The 18,474-nt window shown below is 59.9% G+C and carries 14 protein-coding genes and 1 pseudogene; 10 read left to right on the top strand and 5 right to left on the bottom strand.

Annotation, left to right across the window (positions count from 1 at the left end; translation table 11 throughout):
• The coding region (locus VEJ16_15255; protein ID HYB11023.1) for a DUF6134 family protein at positions 1-446 on the top strand (446 nt) is incomplete at its 5' end.
• A gap of 1,723 nt (positions 447-2,169) precedes the next feature.
• The gene (locus VEJ16_15250; GenBank protein HYB11022.1) at positions 2,170-2,361 is read left to right on the top strand and encodes a hypothetical protein; all 192 of its coding nucleotides are present in this window, start codon (positions 2,170-2,172) and stop codon (positions 2,359-2,361) included.
• 168 nt (positions 2,362-2,529) lie between these two features.
• Here VEJ16_15250 and VEJ16_15245 read toward each other — a convergent pair whose 3' ends face one another.
• The gene (locus tag VEJ16_15245; GenBank protein HYB11021.1) at positions 2,530-3,135 is read right to left on the bottom strand and encodes a carbonic anhydrase; all 606 of its coding nucleotides are present in this window, start codon (positions 3,133-3,135) and stop codon (positions 2,530-2,532) included.
• A 118-nt stretch (positions 3,136-3,253) separates the two neighbouring features.
• On the bottom strand, positions 3,254-4,852 hold the full coding sequence (locus tag VEJ16_15240) for a metallophosphoesterase family protein (protein ID HYB11020.1): 1,599 nt from the start codon (positions 4,850-4,852) through the stop codon (positions 3,254-3,256).
• A gap of 558 nt (positions 4,853-5,410) precedes the next feature.
• Between VEJ16_15240 and VEJ16_15235 the strand changes: the two genes are divergently transcribed.
• The 3 genes from VEJ16_15235 (at position 5,411) to VEJ16_15225 (ending at position 10,364) form a co-directional block, all read left to right on the top strand.
• The gene (locus VEJ16_15235; protein ID HYB11019.1) at positions 5,411-7,447 is read left to right on the top strand and encodes an ATP-binding protein; all 2,037 of its coding nucleotides are present in this window, start codon (positions 5,411-5,413) and stop codon (positions 7,445-7,447) included.
• Entirely contained in the window at positions 7,440-8,060 is a 621-nt protein-coding gene (locus VEJ16_15230) for a response regulator (protein ID HYB11018.1), read from the top strand. Before VEJ16_15235 ends, VEJ16_15230 begins: the two co-directional genes overlap by 8 nt.
• Before the next feature lie 516 nt (positions 8,061-8,576).
• Complete coding sequence (locus VEJ16_15225) at positions 8,577-10,364, top strand: adenylate/guanylate cyclase domain-containing protein (protein ID HYB11017.1); 1,788 nt, start codon at positions 8,577-8,579, stop codon at positions 10,362-10,364.
• Positions 10,365-10,721: 357 nt separating this feature from the next.
• On the opposite strand, the pseudogene VEJ16_15220 reads toward VEJ16_15225, so the two are convergent.
• Positions 10,722-11,405 (bottom strand): annotated as a pseudogene (locus tag VEJ16_15220) (glycosyltransferase family 2 protein).
• A gap of 71 nt (positions 11,406-11,476) precedes the next feature.
• Entirely contained in the window at positions 11,477-11,896 is a 420-nt protein-coding gene (locus tag VEJ16_15215) for a DoxX family protein (protein HYB11016.1), read from the bottom strand.
• A 192-nt stretch (positions 11,897-12,088) separates the two neighbouring features.
• Here VEJ16_15215 and VEJ16_15210 point away from each other — a divergent pair, with 192 nt between their 5' ends.
• Together VEJ16_15210 and VEJ16_15205 are read left to right on the top strand one after the other, a co-directional pair.
• Complete coding sequence (locus VEJ16_15210) at positions 12,089-13,252, top strand: hypothetical protein (protein HYB11015.1); 1,164 nt, start codon at positions 12,089-12,091, stop codon at positions 13,250-13,252.
• Between the two features lie 142 nt (positions 13,253-13,394).
• The gene (locus VEJ16_15205; protein ID HYB11014.1) at positions 13,395-14,225 is read left to right on the top strand and encodes a hypothetical protein; all 831 of its coding nucleotides are present in this window, start codon (positions 13,395-13,397) and stop codon (positions 14,223-14,225) included.
• A 17-nt stretch (positions 14,226-14,242) separates the two neighbouring features.
• Here the strand turns inward: VEJ16_15205 and VEJ16_15200 are convergent, their stop codons facing one another.
• Entirely contained in the window at positions 14,243-15,094 is an 852-nt protein-coding gene (locus tag VEJ16_15200; GenBank protein ID HYB11013.1) for a methyltransferase domain-containing protein, read from the bottom strand.
• Between the two features lie 211 nt (positions 15,095-15,305).
• Here VEJ16_15200 and VEJ16_15195 point away from each other — a divergent pair, with 211 nt between their 5' ends.
• From VEJ16_15195 to VEJ16_15185, 3 genes are all read left to right on the top strand, one after another.
• Complete coding sequence (locus VEJ16_15195) at positions 15,306-16,694, top strand: DUF3300 domain-containing protein (protein HYB11012.1); 1,389 nt, start codon at positions 15,306-15,308, stop codon at positions 16,692-16,694.
• 15 nt (positions 16,695-16,709) lie between these two features.
• Positions 16,710-17,678 carry a DUF2950 family protein gene (locus VEJ16_15190; protein HYB11011.1) on the top strand — a complete coding sequence of 323 codons (969 nt, stop codon included), beginning with the start codon at positions 16,710-16,712 and terminating at the stop codon, positions 17,676-17,678.
• 426 nt (positions 17,679-18,104) lie between these two features.
• Positions 18,105-18,446 carry a hypothetical protein gene (locus tag VEJ16_15185; GenBank protein HYB11010.1) on the top strand — a complete coding sequence of 114 codons (342 nt, stop codon included), beginning with the start codon at positions 18,105-18,107 and terminating at the stop codon, positions 18,444-18,446.
• Positions 18,447-18,474 lie beyond the last annotated feature (28 nt).

Raw genomic sequence — 18,474 nt, 5'->3', positions numbered from 1 at the left:
TGGCATTCGTGACGCTCTATCGGTTCCAGCAATGCGGAGAGGAAGACTGGAAGGATGGCAAGTTAGTCGCCTTCGAATACATTACCAACGACGATGGCGATACGTCGCATGTCATGGCAAAACGCGACGAGAGCGGCAACTTTCTGGTGACCGGTCCAACTGGTCAACGGACCGTTCCCGGCGATGCAATCAGCGCCAACTTTTGGAATGACGAAATATTGAATCATCCGCACATCATCGATCCTTATACCGGCGAGCTCGCCACGCTCTCGGCGCGATCGCTGAGCCAGAAATCCACCAGGATCGCCCGCAGGACGATTCAGGGAAGGGGGTACTCGTTCGAGAGCTTTGTCAATGGTGCCCTGTGGTTTGACGAACACCGACGCTCGCTTGCTCTGACATTCGAGAAGAAGGGCCACAGGATAGAGTTGGTTCGAGAAGCTTAGTCGATCTGTCCGGGATGCCGCTAACCCCATGAAGGTAGCCACTTTTTACGCCCATCAGACTGTAGTCGCCTATGCATTGCGCCGGTTTCGATCACGGCGTCCGCATGTTAATTTTTTCGACCGCACATTATGGTTGATTTTATTAACATGGACGGCCAACGCGAGCCAGATGCCGCGCTACCACAAGGCCCGCATCCGGCACATCGGTCAGCCGGGATATACCGTCAACGTGAAAGCCCGACCTCGGGATTTTGTGAAAAGTCGGAGTTGCCGCCCCGCTTCGGCGGGGCTGTACTTTTTGAATAAACTCGCTGGCATTCGGGTCGCGCGTGAGAGACTTGCCGTCGTCTGTCAAGCATCCCCTCAAGCGGTGAGATGACGATGACCTAGCCCTGCCTTTCCTCTTGGTCAGCGGGGCATTCCTTGCTTAGCCTGAAGACACGATAGCAAGGTAGTAATTTGTATGGGCAGGCTGCGTGACCGCATCCGTCGTGCTCAATAGACTGCAACCGCACAAAAACCCTTGCCCCGCCCTCCATTCGACCCACAGTCGGCGGGGCTTTTCTTTTGCTGATGGACCGGAGTCGGCGCATACTCGACTTGCAGGCAGTGCGTATTCAGGAATCACCTTCCTGTGCCCCGGTCTTATTGGTCATATGCCGAATCACAACCAGGGATGGGGACGATGAGACGCGCAATTTACGCAGTCATAATAGCGACCTCTTTCCAAGCGGGCACTCTCCTCGCGGCTGGATCGTTTGACGGCCAATGGAAGGGCAAAAGTCACTCAGAAAGAGCGGGCGGGTGCCCGACCGAAGAGATGACGCTCAACATAGCCGATGGCGCCATTACCGGAGAGCGGATCCTCCCGGGCGGTTCCCCGGGCAATATTGCAGGCCACGTGGCGCCCGACGGTAAGGTCACTGGAAATCACGGGAGGCTAACGGGCGAATTTTCTGGGGATAAGGCTACGGTTATCTACCATACCGACGAGGTCAAATGCCCAGATCACACTTTCTCTCTGGATAAGGTCAAATAGGTATATGCACCTCCAGCACGCATGGGTTGCCAGTGGGCAGCACCATGCTTGCATTGGTTGCCCCTGTATAAGGTCGCCTCACGGGAAAAAGGGGGACCATATGAAAACACGTGCAATCAATCCCCGTTTCAGCGGGAGAATTACCGCTTTCATAGCCTTGTTTGGGCTGAGCCTTACCGCGCTTCGGATGACGGAAGAACCCAGGAAGGATCGAGACCTCAAGTCGTCATTCTTAACACACGAACGGTTACCGCCGCAGTTGAAGCGGTCGACTATCAGACTCGCATGGCGACCCTAAAGCGGTCCGACAGATCGACAGTAACTTTTCGAGTCAGCGATAATTTCCATAATCTCGATAAGGTAAAAGGAGGCGACACCGCCAAAGCCGTCTATTTCGATTCCACCGCGATCACGGTGCGTAAGCCAAACGGCTCGTCGTCGACGCCGATGCGCGCCCGAGGCGATCCCGCACGAGCGCCGACTTCGCCCCTCTATCCAACGCGTCGGACCCGGCCTCGCCGCGAAGCGCCAGCCGCTCGTCATAAGAGGCTTTTGAGATAAGCGCTACCCGCGTTTTGCCCCCTTTGCCGTAAAGCGTTGCCTGTCCCCACTCGCGCCACCTTCGCCCCCCAGGCCGTCGTCGAGGCGTGCTAAGCTCTCGGGCGGGATAGGGAGGCGGCTGCAATGCCCTACAAAGTCACCGTGAAACGGCAGGATGGCAGTGAGGTCAGTTCCAACTCCATCATCGACGGGCGGACACCGAAGGCAGGCGAGCTGATCCGCGTGAAATGCGGTCACGTCGTCATCAGCGCGCATGTCCAACTCGTCGTCGAGCGGAGTGCTTTCGACTGGGTGACGGCCCAGGAAGTCGAATGAGAAGGCCCGCGTGAAAGACGGCCGGCACCTCCATCGCGCGTCGAACCTGCCTGCATCACAGGAGGGAGGAGGCGGGGCAGGTGAGCCGAACGGGTCGGGCGCGTCCTGAACGCCGATAGCAACCGCCTTCGTCCAATGGGTTCGCCGTCAGTCCGGTAGCGCCTTTCATTAGGGTGCGCGGTCGCGTGGCCCCACGGTCACGTTCAGGTCGTTCACCAATCCGTTTGCCAACGAATAGACCCAGCCGTGAATGCGGAGATCTTGACCGCGCTGCCAGGCGTCATGCACGAAAACGTCGGACGCGACGTTTCGGACCTGCCGAATAACGTTGAGCTCGCAAAGGCGATCGAGGCGGGCCTGCGGATCGGCAATCGCCTCAAGTGAATCACGATGCTCTTCGCGCACTTCGCGGATCGGATGAAGCCAGTGATCGACGAGCCCGCGCCGTCGGCCGTCGACCGCAGCACTGATACCTCCGCAACCGTAATGTCCCACCACAAGGATGTGTTTCACCTTCAGCACGTCGACCGCGAATTGGAGCACCGAGAGGTAATTTGCGTCCTGCGGCGGCGCCAGATTGGCGACATTGCGGTGTACGAAGAGTTCACCCGGGTCGAGATCGACGATCTCGTTGGCGGGAACGCGGCTGTCGGAACAGCCGATCCAGAGATATTCGGGAGCCTGCTGCGCAACAAGGCGGCGGAAGAAGCCAGGATCTCCGGCGACCATGCGCGCTGCCCAGGCGCGGTTGTTGGCTTTCAAATGCTCAAGCATGCTTTCACGTCTAACCTGCCAAAGCCGGCCCACATTGTAAGACGACCGCCGCCAAAGAAAAACCCCGCCAACCGTGGGGGAAAATGGGGCTAAGCTAGCGAACGCCCGATTCGCCGCACTAGTCCCGGCGGGGTCGGCGCAGGGTGAACGTCTCGAACGGGGTTAGGCGACCGTCCGTCCCGACCACGTCGTAATACGTGACCTTGATCGTGGTGAAATCTCCGCGATGCGATCCCGGATCGAGGGCGAATGCCGCGAAACCGTAGGAATGCGCGGCGTTGCGCGTCGCGGACCAGGGTGCTTCCTCCTTCACATAGATTGGCGCGCGCTTACCGGTCGCCGCGTCGGGTTCGCCGACTGCGGTGATGACGCGACATGCCGGCGGATTGAAGAACAGCTGGTTCGACGGAACGGATGTACCGCCGCCGCCGATCACCATGTGTACTGTTCCCTTCGTGGTGTCGATTATGTCAGTGGCTTTATCCGTCGGAATCGGAGTCAGGGTGGCGTTCGTCTCCTGGCCGCGGATCGGATGGGAACGTTCGTAGTGGTGCTCATGCCCGCACACCACGAGGTCGACGCCATATTTATCGAACAACGGAACCCATTCCTGGCGGATCCCGAGATCCGCGCCGTTGAACATGTCGGCTGTGGAGATTGCGACCTGGTGCATGCAGACTACGACCCAATCGACATTGTGATCGCGCCGCGCCGCAGCCAATTCCTTTTCCAACCACGTCTTCTGAGCGCCGGAGGAATAGCCTCGGACGTAGGAGTTGCCGCCGTCCTGATACACAACGTCATCGTTGGCGATGCTGATCACTCGCATCGAGCCCGCGGTGAAGGCATACCAAAGCCCACGCGTTACGTCGGTCTGACCGGTCGACGGCGGCAGCGAGAAGTAGGTCTGATACGCTTGATATCCGATTGGTCCGTTACCCAGCTCGTTCTCGTGGTTTCCTGCGGATGGCATCCAGGGACGGTTCCGGGCACTGCGGCTGTTATTCTCCCAGAAATCCCACCACGTGCGAACCCGGTCGTCTGCGAGATTGGCGTAACAGAGATCGCCGTTGAAGAGATGGAACAACGGCTGCAGTCGCTCGACGCCGAGCGTGGTGTCGCTCGCCGCCGGTGAGCCAAGATTGTCGTTCACAAATGGTGGGTTCGGAATTGTCACCCCCGTGGGTGGCACATACTTCTTGCCGACCGTCGGCGTGCCCTGGTCGCCGAAGCTGGTGAACGTGAAGGCTGCACGACCCCTGGGCGAGGTGCGGAACGTACCGAACTCCGGCACCGCACCCTCGTGCAATGCCGCGTACAAGTAAGGGGCGTCGGCCTGCAATCGATGGAGCTTGGCATGATAGGCATAAACGACTTGGCCTGATTTGGCGTCGGTGTAGCTCGTCTCCTTGGCTTCGGCGTGTTGCTCGAGTTTGCCGTCCAGACGCCCGAGCAATACACGAGGACGCCGAACGGGTTGCAGCGTGTGCCACGAGACAACAATCTCCGACGATGCATCGGCGCCGAACTGCAGATGCAATCCGGCAATCGGTGGCGTTGCCACCGGATCGGACGATCGGCGTTCCGGGGATGCGGACTCGGCTTCTCCAACACCGATGAGGGAAGCAGCCATCACAGCCCCTGCACCAATGCCGGCTGCGGCAAGCAACTTGCGGCGACTGAAAGCGAGGTCTAATTCGCTGTCCTGTTTTGTCATGGCGATAAGGTTTCTCTGCAGTGATTGTCGGGAGAAGAAGCCTAGCGCAAATCGATGACAGTTAGGTGTAGCAAAGCCCCTCGCCGTTATACCCGACTATGGATAGCATACCATGGTATATTACCGGCCGCAGCCAATGGCTCCGGCTCTGGCTTGGCATCGTTCCGCGCCCTGACGCGTGGACAGCCGCCGCAGGCAGAGGCGGCGAGCGGTTCAATTGGTTTACGACAATCGACTGGAATGAGGCGATCTGGATATCGGGTCAGCCTGTTCCCCAGCTCGACAAGGAAGATGGCGGGAATATCTTCGCTGATGGCAGCCACGGTCATCACCGCAAGCAACCAGGGAGCCATTGTTCTTATCCCCATCCGGTGACGCGGCCTTTTGGCGATGGGCTGCGGAGAAAATCGGTCGCCGTCGATGGGAATGCTTTCCCGTTAATCCCTGCCACCGGGATTGACAGGATGTCAGGATTCATACGTATTGTGAGCGTTCTTCCCCTTGCAATAGAGTCGCGTGAAGCGGTGGCGGCAGCTATCAATCGACGAGAACGAGGTTATGAGTAAGGGCGCCGCGGCCAACGCGATCTTTGGTGCGACGAGCAAGTTTCAGTTGCTCCCGGTCGTATGGATTCCCCTCTTTATAGTTTTTTATATCGCGCTCGACTGGCTGAGTTTCATCCATCCTCTTTATGGTGTTGAGGTCACGCCCTGGAATCCACCTGCGGGCCTCACGTTGGCGCTGCTCCTGATCGGATTGGGTTTTGCGCCCGTGGTCTTCGTAGCCGATTTTTTGGCGAGCGTGTTCGTCCCTGCCGCAAATATACCGCTGGCGGCAGCACTGGGTACGGCGCTCGCGACCACGGTCGGCTATACGGGCTGTGCCGCAATCCTGCGGATCTGGTTGGGCTTCGACATCCGGCTCAATCGTTCTTATGACATGGCCTGCTTGATCGCCGCCGTCCTTGTTGCGTCGGCATTCGTGTCGTTCGGCTTCGTGACGACTTACGTATTGGTGGGAATCATTCCACACGCCAGTTACTGGGAAGGGGTGCTACAGTTTTGGATAGGCGACGCCATCGGCATTGTCACGCTGACCCCGTTGCTCCTCCTGGGCATTGCGCGCCTCGGACACAAGGAAGCGCCGCACGGCAATACTTGGAAGCGCCACTTGGCGGAAATCGTGGTGCAAGGGTTCAGCATTGTCGCCATGCTCATTTTCCTGTTCGGTCCTGGCGCCGAACACGAGCCCTTTAGACTGTTTTATCTTCTGTTTTTGCCGCTCATATGGATCGCGATGCAACATGGCCTGGTGGGCGCGGCTTGGGCAGCACTTGGCATACAAGGGGGTTTGCTCGTCGCACTGGAGCTGCAAGACCAGTCCACGCAAACCGTTCGCTCCTTCCAAATTCTCATGCTCACACTTGCGATCACCGGCCTGATCCTTGGCGCAATGGTGAGAGAGCGCCGGCGAACGGTGCAGGCGCTCCATGTGAGCGAAAGCCAGCTTGCAACGATCCTCAAGACCGCCCCTGACGGCGTGATGACCATCGATGCGCAGGGACATATCGAGTCCATCAATGCCGCCATCGAGCGTCAGCTCAGACTGGATCATCAACGCATAGTCGGTCGAAACATTGCCGATTTCATCCCTGCGGCGGAACTGTTGTCTCGCATAGAGGGCATGCTCGCTGCAGCCACGACCGATGCACCGGGAATGGAGTTGACTGCGTGGCGCGATGACGGCAGCAATTTTCCGATCGAGCTGACCGCGGGCGTGCTCAGTATCGATGCCAACCGGCATTACACCGTGGTTATTCGCGACATTACACTGCGCAAGACAAACGAGGCCCTGATGCGTCAACACCAAACGCGGCTGGCGCGCGTTTCTCGTCTTTCAATGGCGGGCGAAATGGCGTCGGCACTCGCCCACGAACTCAATCAGCCCCTTACGGCGATTGCGGCTTATGCACGCGGCTGCGGTCGCCTATTGAACAAATCCACGCCGGATGTCCGTCTCGCCCGCGAGGGAGTCGAGCACGTGGTCCAGCAAGCCGAGCGGGCCGGCGCGATCATCGCCCAGCTCCGTGATTTCGTGCAGAACGGATCGACGAAACGCACGGGGATCGAGATCGGCGAATTGATCAAGGGCGCTATCAACCTCATGCAGCCCGAGACGAAGCAAAATGAGGTGGACATACGCGTGAGCCTCGCTCCCGATCTTCCGATCGTTCTTGGCGATCCGACCCAGATCGAGCAGGTGATCGTCAACCTCGTTCAGAACGCCATCGAAGCGATTGCCTCGGTCAAGAGCAAAGTGCGCTTGATCGATATTGCGGCGCGCATGAGCGATGCAACGATGGTCCAAATCGAGGTGACGGATAGTGGACCCGGGGTGCCGGAGGACATTGCGTCCCATCTCTTCGATCCCTTCATCTCCTCCAAGCCAGACAGCATGGGGCTTGGACTAACGATTAGCCGAACCATCATCGAAGCGCACGGTGGTGAACTGAGCTTTTCCCAGAGCCCAGGCGGGGGTGCGCGGTTCATATTCACGCTGCGATCGAGCGGCATGAACCGAGGTCGCGATGCCTGATAAAACGGTATTCGTGGTCGATGACGATGAAGGCGTGCGAAAGGCATTGAGTTTCTTACTCAGGACGGCGGGTTACACCGTTGATACATTTGCATCGGCCGTCGACTTCCTTTCGCAGTACGATCCGGCACGTCGCGGGTGCGTTGTTCTCGATGTGCGGATGCCGCGCATGACCGGTCTGCAGATGCAACAGCAGCTCAACAGCCGCGGGTGGCGGATCCCGACGATTTTCATAACGGGCCACGGCTCAATTCCGATCGCGATCGACGCACTGCGCGCCGGCGCTTTCGAGTTTCTCGAGAAACCCTTGCGGGAAGATCATTTGCTCGAGAGCGTCGAAAGAGCGTTCGAGCAGGATGAAGCGGTCCGCCGCCGCAGCGCGGCTCTGGAGGAGATTGCGAACCGGATCAATTCGCTCACGCCGCGCCAGCATGAAATCATGCGACTCGTGGTCGATGGCGAACCCAACAAAGCCATTGCGCAGCGCCTTGACATAAGTTTTCGAACTGTCGAGATTCATCGCGCGCGCGTCATGGAAAAAATGCAGGCGCGTTCACTCTCCGATCTGGTTCGGATGGTGATCACGCTCGAGTCAGCGGCAAAACCGAACTGATATTCTCCTAAGTGCAATGGGTACACCGCTATCCCCATCGATCGAACGGAATTCTTCGTCACGGTTCCACGAGTCTAATAAGTATTTGCCCGGATACACATCGGTATCTTGCGCGAATAAATAAACTTTCGAAACCTCGAAAGCATGCGGAGGACGTCATCGTCAGGTGGGCCGTGGACGGTTCGTTGGGCCAGCCAAATCGCAAACCGCGATCGAGCGTAAATCGCTCGATACGTGGCTTGTCGATGACGGGGCACTCTTTATGACCGCGACGCGTTGGACAAAGTTCTGTTCGCCGACGCGCGTCGACGTATCGTGTTGCTTCGATGGCGCGCAGGCTGGATCGAAAAAGAAAACAGTGTTGCCGCGCATCGACATTATCCTGTAACCGTCTCCGATCGGTTGATTGGACAAGGCGAGTTCCTTGCAGGTGCGCGCTGTCGATTGATCGTTCGTCAATACGCCGACCTTTAGGCCCGTATGAGGTTTCAGTTCTAGGATCGAGGAGGATTGCCTGTGCCGGCCGAACGCGTCGAACGCAAACTAACAGCCGTATTAGCCGCTGACGTCGTCGGTTACAGCCGGCTGATGGGCGTGGACGAGGCCGGAACGCTTGCGCGCCTCAAGGCCATTCGGTGCGACCTGATTGAACCGAAGCTCGACGAGCATGCCGGACGAATCGTCCAAACCGCCGGCGATAGCATATTGATCGAGTTTCCGAGTGTGGTCGAGGCCGTTGGCTGCGCAGTCGGAATGCAGCGGGCGATGAGTATGCACAACGCCGAACTGCCGGAGGACCAGCAAATCGCCTACCGGGTCGGAATCAACCTGTGCGATATCATCGTCGAGGGCGGCGAAATTCATGGAGATGGCGTCAACGTCGCGGTACGGCTTGAAGCACTCGCTCCACCGGGCGGCATCTGCGTGTCCCGGATGGTGCGCGACGAGGTTCGCGACAAGGTGCCGTTCAGCTTCGAGGATTTGGGGAAGCTCACGGTCAAGAATATCGCGAGGCCGCTCAGGGTCTTTCGAGTCAACTGGGGACAGTCGAAGGACTCGAACGGCACTGGCGGAGCGGAACCCGCCAGACTCGCGCTTAGTCTGCCCGACAAGCCGTCGATCGCCGTGCTGCCGTTTCAAAATATGAGCGGAGATCCCGAACAGGAATATTTCGCCGATGGTATCGTAGAAGACATCATCACGGCGCTGTCGCGCATCCGATGGCTTTTCGTAATCGCCCGGAACTCGAGCTTCACCTATAAAGGCGGCGCCGTGAGCGTAAAGCAGGCAGCGCGCGAACTCGGTGTGCGCTATGTGCTCGAAGGAAGTGTGCGGAAATCGGCGAACCGCGTCCGCATTGCAGGTCAGCTCATCGATGGTTCGACCGGCGCCCACTTGTGGGCGGACCGCTTCGAAGGTGCACCCGAAGATATCTTCGACCTGCAGGATAAGGTGACGGCGAATGTCGTGGGTGCGATTGCGCCGAGGCTCGAGCAGGCCGAGATTGAGCGAGCCGAGCGCAAGCCCACCGCGAGCCTCGACGCCTATGATTACTATCTGCGCGGGATGGCGAGCCACTATCAGGTGACTTGGGAGGGCACGAACGAGGCGCTCGGGCTGCTCTACAGGGCCATCGAGCTCGACCCCGGCTTCGCATCGGCGCACAGCATGGCCGCGTTATGCTATTGCTGGCGCAAGTCCAGCGGCTGGATGACAGACCGCGCACGGGAAATCGCTGAAACCGCGAGGCTCGCCCGGCGAGGTGTGGCGCTGGGAAGGGACGATGGCGCTGTCCTTGCGAGCGGCGGGTATGCGCTTGCTTACGTCGTTGACGAACTCGACGTGGGCGCTGCTTTCATCGATCGAGCCCTCACGTTCAATGCTAACCTGGCCACCGCTTGGTATTACAGCGGTTGGGCGAAAATTTGGCTCGGCGATACGGACACTGGTATCGAGCATCTCGCGCATGCCATGCGCTTGAGCCCCCTCGATCCGCTCATCGGTTGGATGCAGGCCACGACCGCACACGCCCACTTCTTTGCCCGCCGCTACGACGAAGCGTCGTCGTGGGCAGAGATGGCGCTGCGGGACCGGCCCGATTACATCGTTGCATTGCGCATCGCCATTGCGAGTAACGCGTTGGGAGGGCAGTTGGATCAAGCCCGCAGGACCCTTTCACGATTGCGCCAACTCGCCCCCGCGCTGCGTGTTTCGAATTTAAGGGATACGCTCGGGCCCTATCGACGCCGGGAAGACGTCGAGAGATACGAAGAGGGATTGCGTACTGCTGGGTTGCCCGAGTGACATCGGCGCATCGCACGACATCATTCAGAACGGCGCCAATTTCTTTGAGGGCTTACGAGCCGATGCGCCGTCGTGCCGCGGGCGACCCTGGCAGCCGGCCTAAACGTCGTGCGCGCAAAAAAACCCCGCCGAACCCAAGTGGAGTTCGAGCGGGGAAAAGGAAGCCGAGCCGGATTAGCACAGGACATTTACACCGGCGCGGCGCGAACGTGCGTACAATGACGCTACGGCAAATTCGATCCGAGCGATATACGTGCTGACGCGGATGCAACGATAAAAAGAGATACGGGGCCCCTTGGCTGGGGCAGTTTGCATTCAGCGTCGGGATTATGGTTCGTTGCGAAACCGCGTCAACCTGAACAGGAGCAAGAACCGCAAGTGCCGCCAGCCGTCGCGCCAAGGCCGGAGGTGCGGCGGACGCGACCGCCCATCGGGAAAAAGCCTGGTTGGCACTTCGGCGATAGTTAGGCCTCTTATCGTTGCCTTGACGATCATTTCGCTCGCAAACTCCATGCCCGGCGCCCGAAGACCGAGGGCGAGGATTGCGTCGCGTTCGAAGCCGCGGAGACCGCAGTGGAAATCGCCGCACGGGCTTCCGTAAAGCGCGCGGCCGACGCCGGTCAACACCGGATTGCCCAGATAGCGATGGAGTGGGGGCATGGCGCCGGGTTCTATTCCGCCCTTGAAGCGGTTGCCCACGACGAGCTTGTATCCTTCACGCAGCCGTTGCAGGAAGAGATCGAGGCTATTGAAATCGTAGCTGTCGTCGCTGTCGGCCATGATGACGAAGCGGCCGCGTGCCGCCCCGATCCCCGCAATGAGAGCACTGCCATAGCCCTTGTTTGGGGCATCGATCAATATGGCGCCATGCGCTTTCGATATCGATTGAGAGCCGTCCGTGCTGCCGCTGTCTGCGACAACGACTTCGCCATCGACTCGGCTGCGCCTGATAAATTGCCACGCTTTATCGATGCAACGAGCGACCGTTTCCGCTTCGTTGAGGCACGGCATTAGGACCGTGAGCTCGCGCGAAGCGGTCATGTATTACCGACGAGAGTCCGGTCAGTGCGCGGTATCTGAAATTGAGCCGCTGGGCACCGCACGTTCGACGGTCAGCTCACGCGAGCGCCATTGTCAAGGCTGAGCCCCCCGGCGCCGAACGCGAGGACGTATAGCAAGCCACCGGCCATGCCCAAGTTTTTGTAAAAATGGATCATGTTGTCATAGGCAGCGGCGGCGTCGCCGGAACCCATACCCGCCGGGAGGTGAACGAGAAAGGCGGTGATGAGGCACCAGATCGCGAGTATTGCTGCCGCCCACCTGGTCTTGAAGCCAACAAGGATGGCCAAGCCGCCCAAAAGCTCGACCGCGATCGCGATCCAAACCGTCAAAGTGGGGAGAATGACACCCTTGTCGGCGAAATACTGCGCGGTTCCAGCGGAATTCATAAGCTTTGCGTATCCAGCCCAGACGAACAGCCCGCTCAGCAATAATCGCCCGATTGCAGGAAGATAACCCGCAGTGTGTTTCATGATGTTTCTCCTAAACGGTCCGGTCGGCCCGGAAGCGATTCATAGCCTACCATGAGTTCGACCGTCGTGTCCGCCGTGACAGCGGTGCTTCAATCATTTTCAATTTGTCGCATCACGTTGTAGAAAAGCGCCTCCAATTTCAAGGGCGATGTCGGATGACCCGATTCGGTTCCGACATGCTGGAGTTCGTGAATGCCTGACGGAAAATTCGACAAGCTGCGACAAGCGCCGCCAATCGTCGATGGAAATCGGCCTGTGCCGAGCGGGGCGAAGCTCCTTTGCATGTGGGCGGCACTCATCGCAATTCCGTTCGTGGGATTGCTGCTGCTGGTGCTCGGCTACTACGCCTTCGCGAAACTCACCTATAGCGCCTATACCTGCGGCTCTTTCGCCCGTCTCGACGATGAGATTGGCTGGACGCTGGCGCCTTCAGTGGAGAGCTGCCTCGGCGGACGCGGCGTTTTCACGCGAACGCCTTGGTTCGAATCGCCCGTTTACACGGATGCAAACGGCTTTCGTGCAGCCCGCCCCGGTGCGCCGACTTCTGTCGGCGGATTGATGGCGGTCGGGGACTCCTACACGTTCGGCTATGGCGTGACGTTCGAACAGAGTTATGCCGGCGAGCTTGAGCGCTTGAGTCACCTGCCCGTGGTGACGGCGGCGAGTCCCGCCTACAGCTCGGCGCAGGCGCTGCTTCTGGCGCAGCGCTGGGTTCCGCGGATCAAGCCCAAGGCAATCGTCTATCTCGACAATGGCATGTGGACGCGCGATGCCTGTCGTGGGCCGTACCGCCCAACCGCCATCCTGAAGCCCTGCTATTGGCAACCGCCGGGTGCGGCGGCGGCGGAACTGGTGATCCCACCCCCGGGGCGAATCGCCGCGTGGGCAAAATGGGGCGTCCTTCCTGGTGGCATGATCGGCCCCGGCGAAACCGGTTGGGATTATTTCCTCGTCTCACGGCCGGTGCTGCAGGTTGAGCACCTTCTGACCCTGGCCGGCATCGTCTCTGGATTCGGTCACGACTTTGCAGCCGTCGGCGTCGACGACACGGCGATCCGCCGCGCGGCATTGGCACATCTCGGCAGGCTGGCCGAGGCTGCGCGCGTGCCGGTGATTTTTCTCGATTCCGAGAATTTCTATCCACCCGATATGCTGGACGAGCTGCCCGCGTCACAGCGTGCCTTCATCGATCGCATCGGCAAGGAGAGATGGGATAGAGAGGTCGAAGCGCCCGCGGCGTTGCTTCCGCCGGACCAGCGGACAGTCCCGCATGACGATCATTTCGGCGCCGGGCGACACCGCTTGATCGCCGAGATGTTGGCGAGGGAGCTGAATCGACTTGGCATCACCCAATGATCGGCGGCGGCACGTTTCGTCGCTCGACTTAGGCCAAGCACGCGATCTCTCCACGAGAGGAAGCGACGGGCCGGTGCCGAAGACGCTGCTTGTGGCACGGCCGCGGCTCGGCTAAGCCTTGGGTGTCAAGCGATGGTGTGCCATGGTCGAGCGCGCTCCACGATCGTTCACGTCCCGCGTGGGCGCTGCCAGCTTCGCAGCCGCCTCGGCGCTGATTGCCTCGTTCTGGGTCGGGATTTGCGCCGCGTCGCCCGAATTCATATGGCGAGGCCTGCGGATCGAGTTGGCCGATCCGAGTTGGGAGAGTCTTCTCCCCGCAATCCTCATCGGCTTGATTTTAGCGTTTTTCATCGAACCCGCGATGGAGCACGTGCAGAGACTGCTGCAGCGGGCCCGCCACGTCGAACCCCCCGACGGCAGGCCGCGAAACCTGCTATATGTCGCGAGTCTGAGCTTTGCATTTGCACTTGCGTCCGTCTCGATGCACGAGGCGATGTCGGCCTACGTTCACGACGAGGGGGTGGCGGAAGGGGTCTCTCTCGCGACGGCGTGGGCGATCGTGCCGTTCGCCGTGACGCTTGCTTGGGAAAGCGTCGGAACACGGTTTCTCGCCATTCCCATCGGGATCGCCGCATTCCTTTCTACATTCGTTGCCGGTTGGCTGTTTTCCTGGCCTCTGGAGACAATCATCGTTGAGGCCGTGCCGGGCGTGTTGATCCAGGCGCTCGGCTATTGGCAAGTCACGAAAGAACCAAGGGATCGCGCCTTCGCGCGTTGTGCGCGTCGGGTGGCCGTTGTCGGTGCGCTCTGGCTCACGGTCGTCCTGCTCGCCGATTGGGTCCTCGGATTTACTCAATTCCGACATTTCCAAATCTACAGCGCATCCGAGTTTTTCATCGATGTGCGATTTTTTTTCGGCTGGTCATTGGGTCTCGTCTTCGCGCCATCTCCCCATGGCGAAGCGACCGCTTGACAGACCGGCGATTCGGATTAAGGGGCACTCGGCATCGCGTTGGGGGCACGCGCCATCATTCGGACTCCGCCGAGGCTGCCGCTTTCGAAGAGACGCGCCATGACATCGTAGAACATCTCCAGTCCCAGGTAGGCTTGTTCACCGTAAATGCGCGACTTTTCGACGCGGCGCTCCCGCCACGCGGCAAGCCGCCCGGCAACGTAGGGCGCCCATTCATCCGTCAGGTCGACAGCATACACGTCCGCAAAACCGGCGGCCCGAAGATCCCTCTTGTAGTCCTCGATGTCCGTAAGCGTGATGGCGTAGACGATCTCGCGCGCTTCACGCAGATCGTGGGCACTAAAGGGCGCGCGCATGGTGAGATCCTCGATGTAACATAAGCCACCGGGGCGCAGCGTTTGCGCAAGTCGCCCGCATAGACGCGGGCGCTCGGGAATATGCAGGAATGCGAGCCAGCTGACGACCGCATCGAATGTCTTATCCGGAAGCGGACAGGTGAGCGCGTCGCCGCAGATATGTGTAACGCGGTCGGCAAGACCGCAGCGCTCGGTAAGATCGGCGGCAATCGCATGGACTTCGCGCTGCAGCTCAAGTGCTGTAACGTGGCAGCCGACCGTGTGCGCGAGGTAGCGAGCCGGGCCGCCGACGCCGGCGCCGATTTCGAGCACCCTGCTCGTGGGCCCAAGTCCAAGGCGCTCAGCCGCGCGGCCGATCGCCTCGGTGCCGTGATAGTGCCACTGGTCGAGCGAGAAGAGTTGCGCGGGCGGAATCGGATCGGTCGGGCCTATCCCAAAGTCTGCCAACCCTCTCGCGATGCGATCCAGGTTCATATAAAGCGGCATCGACGCGATCTTTACGACGTCATTCATCGCAAATCCTCAAGCCTGACGCCTCAAAGCCTACACGCCCCTCGTTTTCCGGTGAATATCCAGTTTTGACGCAGCCGCCGGTGAGGTTCTCAAATAGGGTGGGTGTCGCCAAACTTGACTCGCAAAATGCGCACTAGCCATCCCGCAGTTTATAACGCTAATTTAGCGATAATAGGACTAGCTCCGTTCGCCGAGGGGGACGCGCCGGGCGATGAACTTCCGTCAATCGCACGCTTTTTGGGGTGAAGCCGCGGGCGCTTTGGCTTCGCTGCGGCAATGGGTCATTGCCCTCGCAGTCCTGGCTGTGGCAATTCCGCTCGGTGTGCCGGCTGCGGCCCAGACAGCGGCACCGCCGCCGTCGCCGGCAGCACCCGCGCCGGGGGCGTCGGGGGCAGCTCAAGGTGGGGCTGAGACCACGACGACCTTTTCGGGCTCCGACGAGAACCTATCGCCCGACCAGCTCGAGACTCTTGTAAGCCGTATCGCGCTCTACCCGGACGACTTATTGGCCCTCGTCCTGCCGGCATCCACGCAACCTGTGCAGATCGTGCAGGCGCAGCGTCTGCTCGACCAACGTAAAACCGATCCCAATGCGCAGCCGCCGAAGTCCTGGGATCCGAGCGTCGTGGGGCTGCTCAATTATCCGGAAGTCATCCAATTGATGAACGCGGACCTCACCTGGACCGAACAGTTGGGCACTTCGGTCATCAGTCAGCAGACCGGAGTCCTCGACGCCATCCAGGCATTTCGGCAGAAGGTCGCGAAAGCCGGCAATCTGAAATCGGACGATCATCAGAAGGTTACGGAGGCCGACCAAAAGATTGTCATCGAGTCGGCCAACCCGGATGTCGTTTATGTGCCGCAGTATAATACGACGACCATCGTCACTCCGCCGGCGCCCGGTTATCCGCCACCTTACTATTATTCTCCACCTTATCCCTACTATTACTCGCCCGCCGCGACCTTCTTCACGGGTGCGATGTTCGGCGCCGCCATCGGGTATGCAATCGGCTGGAACAATGGAGGAGGGATTTATTCGGGCGACGTCAACGTCAATCGGAACGTCAATGTGAGCAACGTGGGAAACCGCACGTCCAACATACAGCGCAGCAACCTGTCCAATAACATCACGCGCAATCCCGAAAATAGTTGGAAGGCGGACAGAAACTCGGTGTCCCGAGGCCAAGGGCAGCGTGGCGGGGGTGCTGGTGCTGCGACACGGCCGACCTCGGGGCAAATCCAGAGCGGGCTTGCAAATCGCGGCGGTGCGCAAGGTGGCGGACTTCAAAATCGTGGTGGCGCTCAGGGCGGCGGGGTTGCGAATCGTGGCGGTGCCCAAGGTGGCGGACTTCAAAATCGTGGTGGCGCTCAAGCCGGCAACCTCGCCGGCGGCGGGCGCACGCAAGGGGGCGGAGGCATTCAAAATCGCGGCGGTGGAGGTGGCCAGGTCGGCAATGCTCAGCGGGGAGGGGCGTTTTCCGGCGCCAATCGCGGCGGCGGCAGCGCAAACCGGGCAAGCAACCGGGGCAACCAGAGCCTTGGCGGGGGCCGTGGCGGGGGCGGCTCGCGTGGCGGTGGTGGCGGTGCTCGCCGGCGGTAGGAGGGATCGCGTTCGATGACGACTCTTTATCGGCGTCTCATCTTTACGATCGGATCGGTCCTGATGCTATTGGCCGCAACGGCGGCTGCCGTCGCGCAAACGGCGCCCACCAATAATGCGGCAAATCCCGAGCCGGCCGCGCAAGGCCCGAAGCGCTTTGCGACCCCGGAGCAGGCGGCCCATGCGCTTATGCCAGTTCTCGAAAAAGGCGATACCGATGCGCTGCTCGATCTCGTCGGCCATGATTACGAGGACGCCATTATCGGTCCCGACTTGGCGTATGCCAAAGCGCGGATGAAGGAGGTGTACAAACACGCCAAGGAAAAGCTCGTCCTGCGTCACGACAGCGACGATTACATTACGCTGGTCGTCGGGAAAGACGCGTGGCCGATGCCGATACCGATCGTCCGGGACGGCGACCAATGGATTTTCGATGCCGAGGCGGGGGCCGATGAAATGCTCGCGCGCCGCATCGGATATGGCGAACTCGGGGCGATCGCGGCACTGGAAGCATTTGTAAAGGCGCAGCGGGAATACGCAATGCGGCTAAAGGCGGCTGGCAAGCCCGTGCATTACGCGCGCTATGTTCAGAGTACGCCCGGCGATACGGACGGACTCTGGTGGAACGAGGCTACCGCCAAGGTCGCTGGTCCGAGCCCTCTCGACGAATTCGCCAAGAAGCAAAGCGAGTTCCTTCGCGGGCGCAAGCCGGGGGATCCGTTCAGGGGGTATTATTTCCGCATTCTTACGGGACAGGGACCGCACGCAAAGGGTGGCGCCAAGAGTTACATCGTGAACGGCGCCATGACCGGAGGCTTCGCGATGGTCGCCTGGCCGGCCGAATACCGAAATTCGGGCGTGATGACCTTCATGGTCAATCAAGACGGGCATGTCATGCAAAAGGACTTGGGCGAGGAGACAGCGTCCCTCGTCGACACCCTGCGCGTGTACGATCCCGACGACTCCTGGAGTCCGGCAGAATAAGGCGGATGCGGGACGGGTAAGCGCGTCGTTCGATAGGTTTCAATATACAGTTGAGCAAGGCCGGGCGTCGATCGTCGTTCAAATGCGATTTCGCGTATTGAGACGCTGACGCCGAGCCACGAACAGCCGCGCATTCGTCGACTTCCATGACGGGACGCCCGATGTGGAGGCAGGGTTTTCGCGCGCTTTCATGCATTCCTTGTGTTCCAAACAAAAAAAGCCCCGCAAAAGCGGGGCAAAAAGTTCCGGACGCTCTCGAATGCCGCAATAAGCGTCCGGCTGACGCATCTCCAGCGCGTCGATTATGCGCTGGCAATTTGGGCGGAAATGAGGCGGCCGGCGAATTTGCAAATCGAATCTTAACCATCGCGCGGCAAAATCCGGACGTCGCGCAATTTCCCTACCAAAAAGATAGAAAGAACGCGCATGTCGGCGATGAAATGCCTGTCGTTTTGCCTTGCGGTTTTGCCGATCGCATGTTTCGTGCTGCCGATGCCGGCGGTTGCTTTCGGCACGGAAACAGCCCCGAGCGCTCATTTGGATGGCGGCGGACAGTCTGCTCAGCCGAGCGATCGGGCGTCGCTCACCCAGCCCAATGAGAACGGAGCGGGCAGCTCCGCGCCCGTGCTCGGTCTTCCCCCGCTCGACGGCAAGACGGACAAAAGCCCGTCCGCCAGTACGATTCACGGCAGCACGTTCGATCCCGACGAAACACGCTTTGTGTTCGGACCGTTCAACCACTTCGGCTACGGCGGCGCCAATCAATAATCAACGGGCCTTGGTTTCGCCGTGGGAA

The organism is Alphaproteobacteria bacterium, from assembly GCA_035625915.1.
Lineage (GTDB): Bacteria > Pseudomonadota > Alphaproteobacteria > JACZXZ01 > JACZXZ01 > DATDHA01.
This window is presented reverse-complemented; position numbering and strand designations above follow the sequence as displayed.

Coding starts and splice junctions, on each gene's coding strand:
- VEJ16_15190 (HYB11011.1), top strand. CDS start 16,710: ATGACGACTCTTTATCGGCGTCTCATCTTTACGATCGGATCGGTCCTG.
- VEJ16_15205 (HYB11014.1), top strand. CDS start 13,395: ATGGTCGAGCGCGCTCCACGATCGTTCACGTCCCGCGTGGGCGCTGCC.
- VEJ16_15200 (HYB11013.1), bottom strand. CDS start 15,094: ATGAATGACGTCGTAAAGATCGCGTCGATGCCGCTTTATATGAACCTG.
- VEJ16_15235 (HYB11019.1), top strand. CDS start 5,411: ATGAGTAAGGGCGCCGCGGCCAACGCGATCTTTGGTGCGACGAGCAAG.
- VEJ16_15245 (HYB11021.1), bottom strand. CDS start 3,135: ATGCTTGAGCATTTGAAAGCCAACAACCGCGCCTGGGCAGCGCGCATG.
- VEJ16_15210 (HYB11015.1), top strand. CDS start 12,089: ATGCCTGACGGAAAATTCGACAAGCTGCGACAAGCGCCGCCAATCGTC.
- VEJ16_15215 (HYB11016.1), bottom strand. CDS start 11,896: ATGAAACACACTGCGGGTTATCTTCCTGCAATCGGGCGATTATTGCTG.
- VEJ16_15250 (HYB11022.1), top strand. CDS start 2,170: ATGCCCTACAAAGTCACCGTGAAACGGCAGGATGGCAGTGAGGTCAGT.
- VEJ16_15195 (HYB11012.1), top strand. CDS start 15,306: ATGAACTTCCGTCAATCGCACGCTTTTTGGGGTGAAGCCGCGGGCGCT.
- VEJ16_15240 (HYB11020.1), bottom strand. CDS start 4,852: ATGACAAAACAGGACAGCGAATTAGACCTCGCTTTCAGTCGCCGCAAG.
- VEJ16_15230 (HYB11018.1), top strand. CDS start 7,440: ATGCCTGATAAAACGGTATTCGTGGTCGATGACGATGAAGGCGTGCGA.
- VEJ16_15185 (HYB11010.1), top strand. CDS start 18,105: ATGTCGGCGATGAAATGCCTGTCGTTTTGCCTTGCGGTTTTGCCGATC.